Annotated in this window: 15 protein-coding genes; 14 read left to right on the plus strand and 1 reads right to left on the minus strand. The window is 44.1% G+C overall.

Annotated elements, in window-relative coordinates:
• The first annotated feature begins 33 nt into the window (after window positions 1–33).
• The 5 genes from JT717_RS13785 to JT717_RS13805 all read left to right on the plus strand — a co-directional run bounded on the left by JT717_RS13785 (window position 34) and on the right by JT717_RS13805 (window position 3,118).
• The gene (locus JT717_RS13785; protein ID WP_205511060.1) at window positions 34–297 is read left to right on the plus strand and encodes a hypothetical protein; all 264 of its coding nucleotides are present in this window, start codon (window positions 34–36) and stop codon (window positions 295–297) included.
• 11 nt (window positions 298–308) lie between these two features.
• Window positions 309–512, plus strand: coding sequence for a hypothetical protein (locus JT717_RS13790; RefSeq protein ID WP_205511061.1), 204 nt, complete (start codon window positions 309–311; stop codon window positions 510–512).
• 254 nt (window positions 513–766) lie between these two features.
• A complete protein-coding gene (locus JT717_RS13795) occupies window positions 767–1,768 on the plus strand; it encodes a T9SS type A sorting domain-containing protein (protein WP_205511062.1) in 1,002 nt (333 codons plus the stop codon).
• Window positions 1,769–1,903: 135 nt separating this feature from the next.
• Window positions 1,904–2,380, plus strand: a complete 477-nt coding sequence (locus tag JT717_RS13800; protein ID WP_205511063.1) for a group II truncated hemoglobin — start codon at window positions 1,904–1,906, stop codon at window positions 2,378–2,380.
• A 24-nt stretch (window positions 2,381–2,404) separates the two neighbouring features.
• Window positions 2,405–3,118, plus strand: coding sequence for a GNAT family N-acetyltransferase (locus tag JT717_RS13805; RefSeq protein ID WP_205511064.1), 714 nt, complete (start codon window positions 2,405–2,407; stop codon window positions 3,116–3,118).
• Between the two features lie 8 nt (window positions 3,119–3,126).
• On the opposite strand, the gene JT717_RS13810 is transcribed toward JT717_RS13805, so the two are convergent.
• Window positions 3,127–3,495, minus strand: coding sequence for a helix-turn-helix domain-containing protein (locus JT717_RS13810; protein WP_205511065.1), 369 nt, complete (start codon window positions 3,493–3,495; stop codon window positions 3,127–3,129).
• 400 nt (window positions 3,496–3,895) lie between these two features.
• On the opposite strand from JT717_RS13810, the gene JT717_RS13815 reads away from it, so the two are divergent.
• The 9 genes from JT717_RS13815 (at window position 3,896) to JT717_RS13855 (ending at window position 15,619) form a co-directional block, all read left to right on the plus strand.
• Window positions 3,896–4,291, plus strand: a complete 396-nt coding sequence (locus JT717_RS13815) for an RDD family protein (protein WP_205511066.1) — start codon at window positions 3,896–3,898, stop codon at window positions 4,289–4,291.
• Window positions 4,292–4,488: 197 nt separating this feature from the next.
• Window positions 4,489–5,076, plus strand: a complete 588-nt coding sequence (locus tag JT717_RS13820; RefSeq protein WP_205511067.1) for a toxin-antitoxin system YwqK family antitoxin — start codon at window positions 4,489–4,491, stop codon at window positions 5,074–5,076.
• Window positions 5,060–6,313: a hypothetical protein gene (locus JT717_RS13825; RefSeq protein ID WP_205511068.1), complete on the plus strand. Its 1,254-nt coding sequence runs from the start codon at window positions 5,060–5,062 to the stop codon at window positions 6,311–6,313. Before JT717_RS13820 ends, JT717_RS13825 begins: the two co-directional genes overlap by 17 nt.
• Window positions 6,301–6,654, plus strand: a complete 354-nt coding sequence (locus JT717_RS13830; RefSeq protein ID WP_205511069.1) for a hypothetical protein — start codon at window positions 6,301–6,303, stop codon at window positions 6,652–6,654. The genes JT717_RS13825 and JT717_RS13830 overlap by 13 nt, the downstream gene beginning before the upstream one ends.
• On the plus strand, window positions 6,651–7,139 hold the full coding sequence (locus tag JT717_RS13835; protein WP_205511070.1) for a PulJ/GspJ family protein: 489 nt from the start codon (window positions 6,651–6,653) through the stop codon (window positions 7,137–7,139). Before JT717_RS13830 ends, JT717_RS13835 begins: the two co-directional genes overlap by 4 nt.
• Window positions 7,132–8,292, plus strand: coding sequence for a type II secretion system F family protein (locus JT717_RS13840; RefSeq protein WP_205511071.1), 1,161 nt, complete (start codon window positions 7,132–7,134; stop codon window positions 8,290–8,292). Before JT717_RS13835 ends, JT717_RS13840 begins: the two co-directional genes overlap by 8 nt.
• Window positions 8,293–8,471: 179 nt before the next feature.
• Window positions 8,472–9,017: an OmpH/Skp family outer membrane protein gene (locus JT717_RS13845; protein WP_205511072.1), complete on the plus strand. Its 546-nt coding sequence runs from the start codon at window positions 8,472–8,474 to the stop codon at window positions 9,015–9,017.
• A 6-nt stretch (window positions 9,018–9,023) separates the two neighbouring features.
• Window positions 9,024–9,647: a hypothetical protein gene (locus JT717_RS13850; RefSeq protein ID WP_205511073.1), complete on the plus strand. Its 624-nt coding sequence runs from the start codon at window positions 9,024–9,026 to the stop codon at window positions 9,645–9,647.
• A 47-nt stretch (window positions 9,648–9,694) separates the two neighbouring features.
• Window positions 9,695–15,619 carry a DUF5977 domain-containing protein gene (locus JT717_RS13855; RefSeq protein WP_205511074.1) on the plus strand — a complete coding sequence of 1,975 codons (5,925 nt, stop codon included), beginning with the start codon at window positions 9,695–9,697 and terminating at the stop codon, window positions 15,617–15,619.
• Window positions 15,620–15,648 lie beyond the last annotated feature (29 nt).

Genomic DNA, 15,648 nt, shown 5'->3' on the forward strand with positions numbered 1-15,648 from the left:
TGTTCCTTATTATTCATTATAAAACTAAACTTTATGTTTCCACTATTCATTGTTTTAAGGGTGTTATTCGTAGCCTGCATGGTATTTATCATTGGCGCTATATTCGGTAATTTCTCGCAGCGAAGAACCCTGGCCATTTTTAGCAAAGTGGCTGCGGTACTCGTTATTGTTTTGTTCTTCGCGACAACAGGATTGGGTATGCGGTTTGGAGGCTGGCGTGGATATCGCGATCATCAGCTGCATCATTATTACCAACATTGCGACCGGTTGCCTGCCGATTCAACTGTAAACAAATAAATGATCATCCCATGAAAGCATCAACTGAACGAAAGATCATCCGATGGGTGCATATCGTGCTCAGCATCCCCGTCCTTGGGTATATATACGGGCCACTGGCCACTATGCCGCGGCAGGCCATGGTAGTGAAATGGATCATTCTGCCTTTACTGGTAATCACCGGGCTGTGGTTGTGGAAGGGACATGTATTGCGAAAGCGGTTGAGGCGGGGATAATAGCAGGTTTTTTCCAGATATTAAAATAATCTCCTGTTTTGGGAAAGTTCTCTCGTTGGAACTGCCAGGTAATTTTACGGACCGGCGTTTATTTTAATCACTAAGGGTTTTTTCACTTCCTTGTGTTTGAACCGGTTATAGATCGGTGAAAGCAATAGAACGGTTCAGTGGACAGGTAATTCAACCCGTGCCAGAAATCGGGTATGCCGTTGGAAATACTTATCCCGAATCATCAAACACAAATAATTACCCTTATGAAACAGATCTACACAATTATCGCTATCCTTTTCTTCGCACTTACAGCCATTGCACAAACGAAACCGGTGATCACTTTTCTGCCTGCATCGGGCGATTGGTCAAAAGCCAGCAACTGGGACCTGAACCGGATCCCACAACATGGTGATACTATTATAATACCAGCAAATAAAACAGCTTATTTTGATAAAGGCGATACACTTTCGAATGTGTATATAAAAATCGAAGGTGGTTTAACAATGCAAAAGAAACTGAAATTAAGCGCTACTTCGGTGATTGAATTAACAGCCACCGGCAAACTGAACGCTGCGGGTGTTAACCGGAGTGTAGAAGAGATCTATTTGGGCGGTGTTCCTAAATATGATCCGAATGCATCGAGTATCATAAACGGAATAGGTTTTGCAGCCAGCACTTCAGGTATTTCTCCCAATGGCTTTAATTTAACCGCTATGCCTGCAGCAACATTGCCGGTTATATTCAACAGTTTTTACACCACAAAAAAGAATAACAACGTACACCTCAACTGGAGCACAGCGCAGGAACAGCACAACCAGCACTTTGAGGTGCAACGCAGTCTGGATGGTAACAACTGGTCGGTCATTGCGGTCGTATTGGGTGCTGGCAATTCCGCTGTGCTGCAGCATTACAGCTATACCGATAAGAATATGACAGCTGATCTTGCCTGGTATCGCATTCGCCAGGTAGATATAGACGGCCGCTACACCTATTCAACCGTAAAGACGATCCGCGCCGGTGAAGCCGTTTCTGCAGCAAGGATCTATACAAGCGGAAATGTGGTAAATATCGAGCTTAATAAAGAGATCAGGAACCCCGTAACAGTACGCATAATAAATATGAATGGACAGGTAATCGGGCAACGGGATAACCAACAGGCGTCATACCGGTTAACGATCCCTTACAACAACCAGATAACCGGTATGCATATCGTGCAGCTCAATGATAACGCAGGCTATAGCGAAGTAAGAAAGGTGATATTGTAGTAAGGAATGTTTCATAAGCGTTATGCGATCTTCCCCGCCCTTTGGGCGGGGTTTTTTATTCCAGGAATGAAAGCTTTTTGTAATATGGTTGTGTGCATGGGAAAAGAATTAAATTCGCAGCTGAAAATCAGAAACATGAAAAGAATTCCCACATTGTACGAATGGGCTGGCGACCAGCAGACCTTCGACAAATTATTCAGTGTTTTTTATGCCAAAGTAGTAAAGGATGATTTGTTGGGGGAAGTGTTTAAAAATATGTCACCAGACCATGTGCAGCATGTTTCGCATTTTGTAGCGGAAGTTTTCGGCGGTGAGAAACTATATACAAAAGAAGGCGGCAGTCACGCGACAATGGTAGGTAAACACATCGGTAAAATGCTTACGGAGGAGAAACGCCAGCGCTGGATCCGGTTGTTGCTGCAGACGGCCGATGAGTGTGGTTTGAAAAGTGATCCCGAGTTCCGCTCTGCATTTGTTGGCTACCTGGAATGGGGTACGCGCATTGCCGTTATTAATTCGCAATTAACAGAGAACCCGATGCAGCAATCGGAACCCATGCCAAGGTGGGGCTGGGGGGAAACCGGCGGTCCCTACATGCCTGAAGAAAAGTAGTTTTGTTATATAAATTCCACAGCAATGGATTTGAAAGAGAAGAATATTCAGAATATTATTTCCCTCTGGAATGAAGTGAGCAAGCCTTTCAATGGCAACTATCAAAAAGAGCACTATCATTATTGTTATATTCCGTTTTCGGCCTGGCCAAACCGGTTATGGTCATATGAGTATACTCCAGCCGTAGTTGACGAAGCCATACAGGAGATCAGGAACGGTAAAGAGAAACTGGCCGTTTCCTATTGGGGCGATGATTTTGACATGTTTACTTCCAAAGGTTTTGAACAGAGAACGCAGCAGGTAGGTATGTCGCTCCCTTTGCAGAAGAAATTTGTGTTTGAAAGCCGTTTACAACTGGTGCCGGTTACGACGATGGAGCAAAGTATACAATGGAGCCATACCTTTCAGGCGGCCTTCAATTATTTCATTCATGAAGATCTTATCTTCAACGCTCCGAAACCGGTACAGTTTTTTGTGGCTATGTTGGAGAATGAAGTTATAGGAACGGCATTATTGTATATTGATAACGGCATTGCAGGCGTGCACTCGGTGGGGGTGGTGCCAACCATGCGTAAAAAGGGATTTGCCGAGGAGATCATGAAAGCGCTTATCAACAGGTCGATAGAAGGCAATGCCAGCTGGTGTATGCTGCAGGCTTCAAAAATGGGCATAGGCATTTATGCCCGGCTTGGATTCCAGGAAGATTTTCTTTTTACCCAATATCGCTTACCGGGCTGATCGGTTATTTAGCTGCTATGGCTTACCACATCATTTTCACTGGCTTTTTTCCATTGAATGGGCGTTAAGCCGAATTCCTTTTTGAAAGCCTTTATCAAAGCACTTTTGTCTTTGAAGCCGGTGTCCTGGGCTACAGACTTAAGTGGCTTATCTTCCAGCAGTAATGTTTTTACTCTGTTCCACAGGAAATTACTGCGGTAGCGAAAAGCTCCTTTGTTAAAGAGATGTTTAAAGCCTGCTTTCAGTTTTTTTTCTGGCAGATCAACCATTTCGGCAAGCACGGGAATGGTGTAATGTTGCTCTAACTTTTCAGTGATCAGTTGGGCAGCATTGCGCACTTTCTGCAGATCCTTCAGGGATAGATGAACTTGATACATGGAAAAGGTTTAATTAATTCTTTAATCAGGTCCATAAGGTACGACTGGTTAAAGGCAGTTTCTTTGCCGGGCAACCGCTTGACGGTTTTGGCGTATTTCTGCATACTGAATTTACCAATTAGAAATTTCCAACAGTTATGAAATCAGAAATATATTTTGTAACGTCTTCGTGACTAAAAAGTCATAACGCTTTGCTGCACTTAGGCATGCATGTATGATTTCTTATTGATTCTTAGCGAAATGGAGCGTTTAACCGTAAGGCTTAACAGAAGCAAATCGTGTACCTTTATCCAAGTTCAAAATATTTTTTTATTACCTTCACGGCATTTACTTTAATGCAGCATTTAATTGACGGAAAGGGCAAGGAGGTCTAAGCAATAAATACAAACTAAAATAATTTATGCTCATAAAAAGATTTGTGGCTTTTTTTATAGATATGAATATCGTGCTTAGCCCTTATTACGTATGGTCTGTTCTGTATGCAACAAAAGATCTTGCAGATGACGGAATTGAGATAAGGGGCTCGGTCCTTTTTGTAGTTGCCACGATTTCTTTTTTATATCACTCCGTTCAGGAATACTTTTGGCAGGCATCGATAGGAAAGCGTTTATTTAAATTGAAAGTGGTAAAAACAGACGGCAGCGAACTGAACAAGGTCGACATCGTTAAAAGGCATATCCTCGATTTTTTCGAGTTTTATTTAGTGCCAATTATTCCCTGTTTAATGGTTTTGATCAATAAAAAGTACCAACGTATTGGCGATAAGCTGGCAAAAACAACGGTCGTGGAAAGTTGATAATCTTAAATGAGCGGGAAGCTCGCTTATTCAACACTATACCAAAGTCCCCCCAAGCCCTCATTCTTCAAAATACCCTTCACGCCTATTGGCTAGAACGACGCGGTTATTGGCTAAAATGCACGTTTATCAAAAAAATCCTTTTGTTGCCTTTTTTTAATCTTACCTGTTTACATTTGTGCATTTAACGCAAGCGAATGAAGCTAATTGTATTTCCGGTTCTTCTATTGATATCGGGTAATGCGTGTAAAACGGGGCAGGAATTGGATACTGCGCCGCTAAACAGGGTTGTGCTGAACAAATCTGATACTATTTACCAATTCTATACGATCAAACCCACACCCAGAAAACCGCAGCTCAACGCATCTGACTACTATTACTGGTTCCGCGCCGATACGGTGCTGGTTACCCGCAATGGCTTCGATGGAAAGCTGCTACATGGTGAATACCGGTCCTTTTATCCCAATAAAAATTTGAAAGAAAGCGGGCAATTCGAATACGGCTTAAAATCCAGGGAATGGAAAAGCTGGTTCAGTAATGGCGAACTGCAGTCCATTACCAATTGGCGCGCAGGAAAAAAAGAGGGTAAATTCCAGGAATTCTCGCCAGATGGTCAAAGGTTGAGAAGTGGCCAATACAAAGAAGACCAGCTTTGGGGTAATATAACGAGATATTCCGCGGATACAATAGCCGGAAAGCAATTGTACAGGGCCGGGCAACCTGTCGTTGAAAAAGTCAGGACCGATTCAACCAAAAAGAGATCCAAACATGCCGCCCAGCCATAGAGTGCCTGCAAATTCACTGGTGCTCACCATTATCATTGCGTTGGTATTGGCAATTCTTTGCTCTTCGGTAATAGTACTTGCTTATTATTCCCGCCAACATCAAATAACTGCTACCATTGACCAACGGTTAAACCGGAACCTTGAATCAGCCATGAACCTGGTGTTGGAAGGCAGTGGAGGCTGGGCCGATGAAACCATTGATACCCTTGATCTTTTTGATCAACAGGCAGATTCAGTAACCATCAAAAAAAGATACTGGGGCGTTTTTGAAGTCGCCTGTATAACCGCATTCAGCAATGTATTTAGTAAAAACAAAGCTTTTATCAGCGGTACTGCATTGCCTGCCTATATGGATGGCTGTCTGTACCTGGCCGATCACAGAAGGCCCCTGGCGGTGAATGGCAACACCGTTCTTACCGGCGATGTATATCTGTCAAAAGGCGGTATAAAGCCCATTTATATCAATCAGCGCGCCTATAGCGGGTCGAGTCTGGTGAATGGTAAAATTAAAACGAGTGAAGAAGCCCTCCCTCGATTGGATGCATCCATCATTGATCATTTGTACAAGATGACAAAGGATAGTGTATTGGCCATGGAATTGCCCGCTGCGGATTCCCTGGTGCGGGCTTTTGATGACAGCACTACTTGTATGTATTCGAAGGACATCTGGCAATTAGCCGGCATGACCATTAAAGGCCATGTAATGATAAAAGCGGATAGTTTGATAGAAGCGGATGCAAGTACTCATTTAGAGGATGTCATTTTGATAGCCCCCGTTATCAGGTTTAAAAAGGGATTTACCGGAACGGTTCAGGCCATTGCAACGGATAGTTTGATCGCCGAAGCCGGCAGCGTATTTAATTATCCCAGCGCATTGGTGCTTCTAAAGGAACCAGGTCTTAAAATGCAGAATGTAATGCGCATGGAAGAAGGATGTAACTTCCAGGGACTGATAATTGCCAGTTGCGATCCCGCCGATGTTATCAAGAGCAGGGTAGAAATAAAAAAGAATACACTGATAAATGGGGTAGTGTATGTAATGGGGTATTGCGCCCTGGGTGGACAAGTCAATGGTTCTGTTCTGGCTGACTTTTTCATTTACCAGGAGCAAAATATCATGTATGAAAATACCCTGGTGGATGTAAATCTCAGCAGGGGAGAGCTATCACCATATTTCATCGGATCTCCGGTCTTTCATCAGGCAACCCGCAAACAGATCATTAAATGGGTAAAATAATACATAAACGGCTTGCTGCAGCTACGATCATTGAAACCATTGTAGCCATGGTAATTATACTGGTTGTATTTGGGATAACCACCAGCGTGCTGGTGCAAACAAGTGTACGGTCTTTTTCCATCAAAAAAATAAAGGCGGCGCAGCTGATCAATACCTGTTTCATAAAAACAACCAATGAAAAAGCATTTATGAATGAAGAGATAGTGATGGAGGAGTTCGTGATCAGGAAGGAGGTGCAAAATTATAAGGACAACGAACAGTTATTGGCAGTGACGATAATTGTTTCCGACAATAGCAAAAATGAATTATTGAGTGAACAACGATTAATCCGGGCAAAGTGAAACGCATAACAAGGTTACAGTCGTTTACGATCATTGAACTGATCATGGCCATGCTGATCAGCAGTGTGATCATCAGCATGGTCTATTATGTTTACATCCTGTTCAATCACCAGTTTTCGAACTACCGGGAAAAGGCGGGTGCCATCGATGAATACCTGGTGTTACAGAAAGCCCTGCAAACAGATATCGAATCGGCCGATGCCATCCGCGCGCCATCCGCAAATGAGATGACCTGTAGTAGTAATGCTGCGGAACAAATGATCTCTTATACTTTTAGTGAGGGATTTATTACCCGTTCCGATGGCGCTGTACTGGATACATTCCATATAAAGAACAGTGGGTTTGAAGCCACACCCTACAATGAAACGGGACTGGTAGAAACCCTGGTATTACGAATATGGGTGGCGGGTGTGCCTTTCCGAACGACTTATAAAAAATTATACAGTGCCTGCCAGTTAATGAAACAGCAAACTGCTTATGAATGAACCTCTGGACATACGGAAAATCAAGGCCCGGCAAGTGGTAAATGTACCTGGCAAGGCGGCGCCACCGGAAGCAACCACCGGCATATGGGGTTTCCTGAATAAGGATATTCAATTGGGAGGCGACCGCTTGCCCGATACGGTGAAGGAGAATTTCTACCTGGAATTGTCTACCCTGCTGGAAGCGGGCATCGATATCCGCACTGCGCTGGAACTAATAAAAAACGAACAAAAGAAGAAGAAAGCCAAAGCACTTTTTGACGAGATCCTGCAACTGGTAATCAATGGTACTACCTTATCGGAAGCTTTAAAGAGCAAACGGCAATTTACCAGTTATGAATATTTCAGTGTACAGATAGGCGAAGAAACCGGGAAATTGCTGCAGGTATTGAAGGAATTGGCGGTTTTCTTTCAGAAAAAGATCAAACAGCGGCGCCAGGTTACAGGGGCACTGATGTATCCGGCGGTTGTGCTGGTGGTGGCCTTTTCAGCCGCCGGTTTTCTGCTGACATATGTGGTGCCTATGTTCTCTGATGTTTTCAAACGATTCGGCAGTGACCTGCCGGCAGTTACAAAGGCGGTCATCAGCCTTTCGGGCTTCCTTAAAAAATATGCGGGTTCATTTTTTCTTTTTTTAGTAACACTGGTCACAGTTATTATATGGCAAAGGAAGCATAACTCGTTCCGGCGAATTTATACGAATGCGCTTTTGAAAATACCGGTAGTAGGAGTTATTATTCAAAAAATATATCTTTCCCGCTTCGCCAATACCATGGCCTTGCTGGTGGGTGCAAAGATCCCGATCGTACAGGCGATACAGTTAACCCGGCAGATGATCACTTTCTATCCCATTGAGCAATCCCTGGCTGTGATCGAAGAAAAGATCATTGCCGGGCAAACGTTGCATAAGAGTTTGTCTGCATTTTCAGTGTACCCGCCAAAAATGGTTTCTATGATCAAAGTAGGGGAGGAAGTGAACCAGTTGGAGCTTTTCTTTGCGCGGATCGCCACCCAGTATTCCAATGAGGTAGAATACCAGGCCAATATGCTGAACAAGTTGCTGGAACCATTGATCATCGTGGTACTGGGTCTTATTGTTGCCGTCGTATTGATCGCCATGTACCTGCCGTTGTTTAAATTAGGCCAGGGTTTTTAACCTGGCCTGGCCGGTTTCGAAGCTTCGCTTGCACGGTTATTGCCCAAAACGACACGGTTATTGGTAAATATTCACGGTTATCAAAATGTTCTTTGAGCCTTGCAAATTAAATGAGAACTTGCTTCCGTAAAAAAGTTAAATAAAAAGGTATAATAGACCTTATCAACCCCAGACCATTTATGAGATTAAAATCCCAGACGCTGATCACAACGGCCCTAAGTGTTATTGTAGTGTTCATGTTACTTTCCTTCTATGTTTTTTCTCCCAACAAAATAGCGTATGTAGATTCGGCAAAATTGCTGAATGGCTATAAGGCGATGGTGGAAGCCCGCAAAGAGTTTGAAAGAAAGCAGGCCACCTGGAATGCCAATGTGGATACGTTAATGAAGGACGTGCAGGATGCGATCAAAAAATACGAAAAATCAGCTGCCACGGGAACCGAGAAAGAGCGGCAAATGGCCAAGGAGTTGATCACTGGCAAACAAAAGCAATTATACGACTACCAGAATGCCACCCGGCAGAACGCTGCACAGGAAGAACAGCGCTTGAACCAAAATGTACTTACTACTGTAAATGCCTTCCTCTTACGGTACGGAAAAAAGCATCATTACAAAATGATCCTGATCGCCGCCAACGGTAATATTGCTTATGCTGATCCTGACATGGACATTACCGACAAGATCGTTGAGGCGTTGAACAAAGAATATTCTGTACCGGTAAAGTAAAAAAGTATGCGGCAACTAACAATGTTTTCCCACTTAATATGGGGAACGGCCTTACTATGCGCCTGTAGTGGAACGCCAAAAACGATGAGCAGGGCGGAACTGGTAAAATTTATAGGAAATAAAGAACATGGTTTGAGCCAGGAACAGGAAGTGAATGGCATAAAAGTACAGGTAAGCTACCGGCCATCGGCTTTATTAGCTGCGCAGGAATTGGGCAATGGCCAGTTGCCGCCACCTGCTGTAATAGATTCCATTGAATCGAAATATAAAAAGAATTATTATTTCCTCTTAAAGTACTCAAAGGATGGCAGGGAAGCCATCAGGCAACTGGGCGATTTCAGCAGGTACAGCGATATGGTGCAGGTGCTTTCCTTTCAAATGCCCCGCTTCGTAAACGTTACCACTGCTGCAAAGGATACGGTTCCGCTGCGCGATTACCTGTTCGACCAAACCTATGGTATGAGCGATGGGAACACAGTATTGTTGTGTTTTGAGAAAGCGCAGTTACAAAACAAAAAAGACATTGAAATAAATGTTGCCGAATGTGGATTTGGCACCGGCAACCTGAAGTTCCACTTTGAAGAGAAAGACATAAAGAAAGTGCCGGCACTGGATTACCGGAAATTATAAAAGCCAGTAGGCCCGATTCTATTTAATAAACCCCAGAGATTCCTGTTATGCTGCAAGGTAAAAGATCCCGCAGGGTAATAGCGGCTACGCTATTGACCATAATGATCACAAACACATTAGCCCCCACTGTTACGTATGCGTTAACTTCCGGGCCAACGCAACCCGAGGCTACCAGTTTTGAACCGGTAGATACAACGGATATGGTGAACCTGCAGTCGGGCGATTTTACATATAATATTCCCTTGCTGGAAGTGCCGGGGCCTGAAGGAGGGTACCCTTTGTCGTTGTCGTACCATGCAGGCATACAACCGAATGAGGAAGCGAGCTGGGTAGGTTTGGGGTGGACGCTGAACCCCGGAGCCATTACCCGCAGTGTTAACGGGTATCCCGATGACTGGTACCTTCCTACAAATACCAACCATATATATTGGGAGGGCGGGCAAGTTAAAACCTATAATGTTGGTGTAAGCATCGGTATTGCCAATACACCGGCCAGCGTCAATTTCGGTTTATCTTTTTCACAGGATACCTACCAGGGCTTTGGTGGCAGTATGTCATTTGGAGTTGGTTCACGTATCGGAAATACACCTTTAAGTCTTGGTGTGGGAGTGCAATCAGATCCTTATGGGGGCGAAGGTGGATTTTTTGCTACCGCAGGAGCAAAGTACGGTCCATTGGGCGCGCAATTGTCTGTAAATACAAACTTTCAATCGCTAAGCGTAGGCTTTAGCGGCGGCGTTAACGGCGTTCTGGAGACTTCAATGAGCACAGGAGGCGGCAAACCTTCCTTATCGGTGGGCGGGCTCACAAAATGGACAAGCAGTACCGCTACTCCCGGCATCGAAACGTCCAGTTCCGGTTTTGGCCTGGATATACCAACGCCGGTTCCAGGGCTGTCACTTTCACTAGGGTATAGTAAAACCCGCTACTGGATAGATAAAAGTACAGATATTATTACCCATGGCAGTATATATTCATCAGGATGGCCCGAAGGGGCGGGGGAGCAGGTAAATGATGATATTGCCTATGACACATATTCGTTGCTGGAGGATAATGATGATAAAAGCTTTGTAGATTATTCCGACCCCACTACCGTGCAGGGCGGAGCTTATCTCGATTTTGATCTGTACAACGTAACGGCTCAGGGTCTTGGCGGTGCTATGCGTCCTTACCAGTTCCAGGGCGAAGTATTAGGTCAGAACCGTAAAGATGAGAACCATAATGCAAAGGTTACCTATTTTTCACCGGGAGTAACCGATCCCCACCCGCAGTTTCGTTTTACCGGAGATTTTTCAAACTCTTACCGGCAGGACTATAATGATTATTCAAATCCCGCATTGAATTTGCGGCTCGTAGATCCTCCATTTGATGCCAGTCCCGACTATGGAACTGATTACAATAATGATGGACTGCGCGAGGGTTTTAACAATAATATGCTGGCTGGCACAAGGCATATTGACATAGGGGTACGGGTGCAGCCATCGAACTGTGCCGGTTATAACAGAGCAGACCGGTATAAATCGCATATGATCGACGGTTTTTCCATTACCAATGCAAGCGGGGTAACATATCATTATGGATTACCAGCCTATTCGTATGGCGAGGAAAATTACCAGGAGAAAATAGATAAAAGGGGGGGGGTATATTATAATCGCGGTAGCAAACCCGATGCCTATGCCTATACCTGGTACCTGACCTCTATTACCGGGCCTGATTATGTAGACCGGAATCCAACCGGAGGAGCGGCTGATGGCAAAGCAGGAGAAGGCGATTGGGGGTATTGGGTGAATTTTGAGTATGGAAAATGGGCGAATGATTATGTGTGGCGTAACCCGGCAATGGGCTTTCACAGGGATGATGATAACGAGTTTCAGAACGTTTCCATAGGTAAAAAGGAAGTGTATTATCTCAATGCGATCAGAACGCGTACCCATGTTGCCTTATTTGAAAAAGATGTGCGGTTGGATGGAAAGGGCGTCTCGCCTCAGAATTTTGATAAGAATTCCGATGGTACTTATCGAAATGGTGGCATTCTTGATCAGTTTGTCAGGGAAAGCATGCAGTTAAAAAAGATCTATCTCTTGAATACGACAGATGCAGCGGGTGTTTCCTTTGCCTCAGCGAATGCAAATGTCTTTGATAAAAATGATGTAGAGGCAGTAGGAAGGGCCGCTATGGAAGTTAAATCGATCCGGGTTATCGATCTTTATTCTGATTATTCTTTGTGCCCGAATACTGCTAATAGTTATGACCTTGATGCTGTTTATCTCAAGAAAGGAAAGCTAACGCTTAAGGCTTTAAAAATGCGTGGTAAAGGCGGTGTGAGTGTTTTGCCACCCACTAGGTTTGAGTACGACCTTACGGGTGATGACAGAAAGTATACGACCGGTGTTTCTTATAACTGGGATCGTTTTACAACAACCAATGGCTCCTTTCAGGTAGGAGATCTGATCATGCGCGATGGTGATCCTGCATCTTACAGCGGTTATATAGACAGGATAGATGTCTCGGGCAATACATATACCTATTGGTTGGAAAACAATCCCTATCCGGGCACTGATGCTATTACAGCCAATGTATACGCCACCAAAAATCCTCCATATAATCAATATGGATATGATGTGTGGGGAATGTATAAAAGCGATCCGCGCTCAACTATAGGCAATAATGAAAGCCGGGCGCGCGTCACCAGTAAGATCTCATCAAATTCAGTAGATGCCTGGTCGTTAAGAAAAATTTTGTCTCCACTTGGATCCGATATTAAAATAGGTTATGAGTCAGATAGTTATTCCAACGCTGTAATGAGTGCCAATTATCCCTTTGTTACAACCAGGCCGGTATCTGGTGCTATTCCCCCGGGCACAATTGGATTTACTTTTAGACTGGATGAAATGGGCGGAAATAAAGTTTCTGATTTCTTTCAGCCAGGTGATCAGATCAATTTTATTGCTGTACAAAGTGCGTGGCTAACTGGTGGACAAATGGCTTCACAAAGTGTACAAAGGGTGTTGGATAGCCGCAATTTTGGCCAGCCGGTAACTGTTCATTCAGTTGATAATAACGGATATACAGTTTTTCTTCAATGGCCCAATATGGAAAATATGCTGTATGTGGATAAAACCCAATATTATACCGAAGGCGGCTTATGGGTCAATCGGCCGGAAAACTATAACATTACACCGAATGCGCCGATGTATGCGAATTTATCGGTGATCAATCACCGTAATGTATTTGGTGGCGGTATAAGGGTCAAATCGATCAGCAGTAATGATAATTTAAGTGGCATTACCACTATTACAACATATGATTATAATACGCCGGGTACTTCCCATAGTTCAGGTGTAACCACATATGAGGGCAATGTGCTTGATATGGCTCCGTTTGAACCACCTTACAACTATCTCACGCCAACCTATGCGCTCATCCAGAAGCAGTATAAAAAAGCGCTGTATAAGAGTATGCACAGGTTGTATTCCATTGCGCGCGAGATCCCGCCGCCGGGTGTGATGTACGAATATGTAACTGTTTCCAATACGGTAAAAAATGCGGCTGAAACTGCTATAAGAGAAGTGGAAGGCGCTACACAATATCAATTTGAAGTGTTCAGGGACAACATGATCTACAGAACGAACGTTGGTGTTGGCCGTACCCATTTAAACAGTGGTTCATGGGGATGGATGGATACCCGAAACCTGACCCTGCAAAAATATGTACAAAGTATAGGGCTGTTGAAGCGGACTGTGCAATTAGATAAAAAGAATGGAAGAAAGTTAAGCGAAACGATCAATCATTATCTGCATGATGGTTTGGAAACTTCAAGTCCACAGGTATTTATGGAAACTTACAAAACGCGGTTGGCTCAATATAATCACCAGGGCTATTTGCAGGAGCGGTTATCGGAAGTTAAAGAGCTCACCAATCAAACCAACGCCAATGATAATGGCGTAAAAGCAACCTTAAGTGCACGGGAAGAATTTCCCTGCATCAGTACCGGGCAGGAAGTGATCAATTATGTGAATGGTACAAAGAGCGAAGGCAATAACCTGGCGTATGATTTTTATAGCGGATCCCTGACTAAGACAGTAGAAACGGATGTATATGGCAACAAGTTTGTGACCGAAGTGAAACCTGCTTACCAGGTACCCGTTTTTTCGGGGATGGGACTGAAAATGCACGGCGGCAAAAACATGCTTACACAAACTGCAGCCCAATACACTTATAAAGTAAATAAGGATGATGTTAATGAAAAACTGGGATTGGTAAGCGCCAACGTCACCACCTGGAGTAACAGTGTGCCTGTAATAGATGTCGATGGAAGTAGTCAGGCGCAGATCCCATTACCCGGTATCTGGCGTAAACAATCATCATATAACTGGATGGCCACCGGCAAAACGGTCAATGGAATAACCGGTATAAATGACTTTGCTGATTTTAACTGGAGTGCCCCTGGTTCATCAAATGCAAACTGGAAAAAAACATCGGAAGTAACGTTGTATGATGTGTACTCTAAAACGCTGGAAGTAAAAGATATGAATAACAATCAGGCAGCCACCCGCATGGATTATGGAAGCAAGCGGGTAACAGTAACTGGCGGCCCGGCAGGTTATTATGAAATTGCTTATAGTGGGGCAGAGGATGATGGCGTAAATCAATCGAACAACGCATTTGTAAAGAAAGAAAACGGGATTATAACTACCGGTACTTCCACAGCCCATACAGGCAACAAAAGCCTGAAACTGGGCGTATCGGGTGCAAAAGGATTTGTGTATACTGCTAATACCGATGATCTTGTACCTGGCAGAAACTATATAACAAGTGTATGGGTAAAACCGGTTAGCAGCAGTGCTTCGGATGTGAAGTTGTACTATGAGGTAAATGGCGTTGTGAAAGACAATTCCTATTCTTCGGGCAGTGGCAGTGCAAAGGTAGCCGGTGGCTGGTCTTTGATCAACCTGGTTATCAAAGGCGCCGACATAGTAGCGGGCGCCACCTTAAAGGTTGGGTGCCGTAACGATGCAACAGCTATTGAAGCGTATGTAGATGATTTCCGGTTCCATCCCCTGAATGCCGCCACATCGGCGTATGTATATGACGCCTTTACTGGCGAGTTGACCCATGTGCTTGATAACAACAACCTGTATACAAAATATGAATACGATGCAACTGGCAGGCTGGTAAAAACATATCGGGAAAAGATCGGGTATGGAGCATTAATAGCAAAGGAATATCAGTATAATTTCGGAAGAGCTACCGGTGTTTATACAAATACGGCGCAAAGCGGAAACTTTACCGCGCAGTGCATCTCGCCAAGAAAAGGCTCTACCGTAACCTATACGATTCCTGAAGGTGTTTATTTTTCCGATGTCAGTGTAGATGATGCAAATAATAAGGCAAAGTGGGATGTGAATGCCTATGGTCAAATTTATGCAAATAATAAGGGTACCTGTTTGTTTTATAATGAAGAGAAAAGCGGAAATTTTACAACTATGGGTTGCGCCTGCGGAACTATACCCAAAACGGTAACATATACGGTGGAGGCAGGAAAACATTCTTCAGAGGATAACTGGCAGGCTGCCCAGGATATGGCTACTGCCGATCTCAATGCAAACGGACAGCAGTATGCCCAAACACATGGTGGATGTACCGAAATTGCAAAAAACGTAAAACTTACACTCGTTGCTTATAATGAAAGGCCAAGTTCTCCGTCTTCCATCACAGTCACGCTTTATTGCAGCGATGGTACAGCGGGTCCTTCTTTTACTTTCCCGACGGGAAATGGTAGTAAGGATGTTTACGTTCCGGCGGGAAGTTACACGCTGAAGTTTAGTGTATCACCAGAAGGCTGGAACACGTGCCCTTGTTGGAGTATCGATCTGAATACCGGAGGTCACATTTCAAATCCCAGAGAAACAATGGGCGCCGGTTTTTCTGTGGGAACGAATTATGTTTTAACAGCATCCACGATTATGTAATTGACAGATAATAAAATGTGTCTATGGTG

This window comes from Longitalea arenae (assembly GCF_016924755.1).
Lineage (GTDB): Bacteria > Bacteroidota > Bacteroidia > Chitinophagales > Chitinophagaceae > Niastella > Niastella arenae.

What these genes read in the sequence shown, in the direction of transcription:
- JT717_RS13845 (WP_205511072.1), top strand. Translation starts at nt 8,472, where the DNA reads ATGAGATTAAAATCCCAGACGCTGATCACAACGGCCCTAAGTGTTATT.
- JT717_RS13790 (WP_205511061.1), top strand. Translation starts at nt 309, where the DNA reads ATGAAAGCATCAACTGAACGAAAGATCATCCGATGGGTGCATATCGTG.
- JT717_RS13815 (WP_205511066.1), top strand. Translation starts at nt 3,896, where the DNA reads ATGCTCATAAAAAGATTTGTGGCTTTTTTTATAGATATGAATATCGTG.
- JT717_RS13800 (WP_205511063.1), top strand. Translation starts at nt 1,904, where the DNA reads ATGAAAAGAATTCCCACATTGTACGAATGGGCTGGCGACCAGCAGACC.
- JT717_RS13825 (WP_205511068.1), top strand. Translation starts at nt 5,060, where the DNA reads ATGCCGCCCAGCCATAGAGTGCCTGCAAATTCACTGGTGCTCACCATT.
- JT717_RS13810 (WP_205511065.1), bottom strand. Translation starts at nt 3,495, where the DNA reads ATGTATCAAGTTCATCTATCCCTGAAGGATCTGCAGAAAGTGCGCAAT.
- JT717_RS13795 (WP_205511062.1), top strand. Translation starts at nt 767, where the DNA reads ATGAAACAGATCTACACAATTATCGCTATCCTTTTCTTCGCACTTACA.
- JT717_RS13785 (WP_205511060.1), top strand. Translation starts at nt 34, where the DNA reads ATGTTTCCACTATTCATTGTTTTAAGGGTGTTATTCGTAGCCTGCATG.
- JT717_RS13830 (WP_205511069.1), top strand. Translation starts at nt 6,301, where the DNA reads ATGGGTAAAATAATACATAAACGGCTTGCTGCAGCTACGATCATTGAA.
- JT717_RS13805 (WP_205511064.1), top strand. Translation starts at nt 2,405, where the DNA reads ATGGATTTGAAAGAGAAGAATATTCAGAATATTATTTCCCTCTGGAAT.
- JT717_RS13820 (WP_205511067.1), top strand. Translation starts at nt 4,489, where the DNA reads ATGAAGCTAATTGTATTTCCGGTTCTTCTATTGATATCGGGTAATGCG.
- JT717_RS13855 (WP_205511074.1), top strand. Translation starts at nt 9,695, where the DNA reads ATGCTGCAAGGTAAAAGATCCCGCAGGGTAATAGCGGCTACGCTATTG.
- JT717_RS13850 (WP_205511073.1), top strand. Translation starts at nt 9,024, where the DNA reads ATGCGGCAACTAACAATGTTTTCCCACTTAATATGGGGAACGGCCTTA.
- JT717_RS13840 (WP_205511071.1), top strand. Translation starts at nt 7,132, where the DNA reads ATGAATGAACCTCTGGACATACGGAAAATCAAGGCCCGGCAAGTGGTA.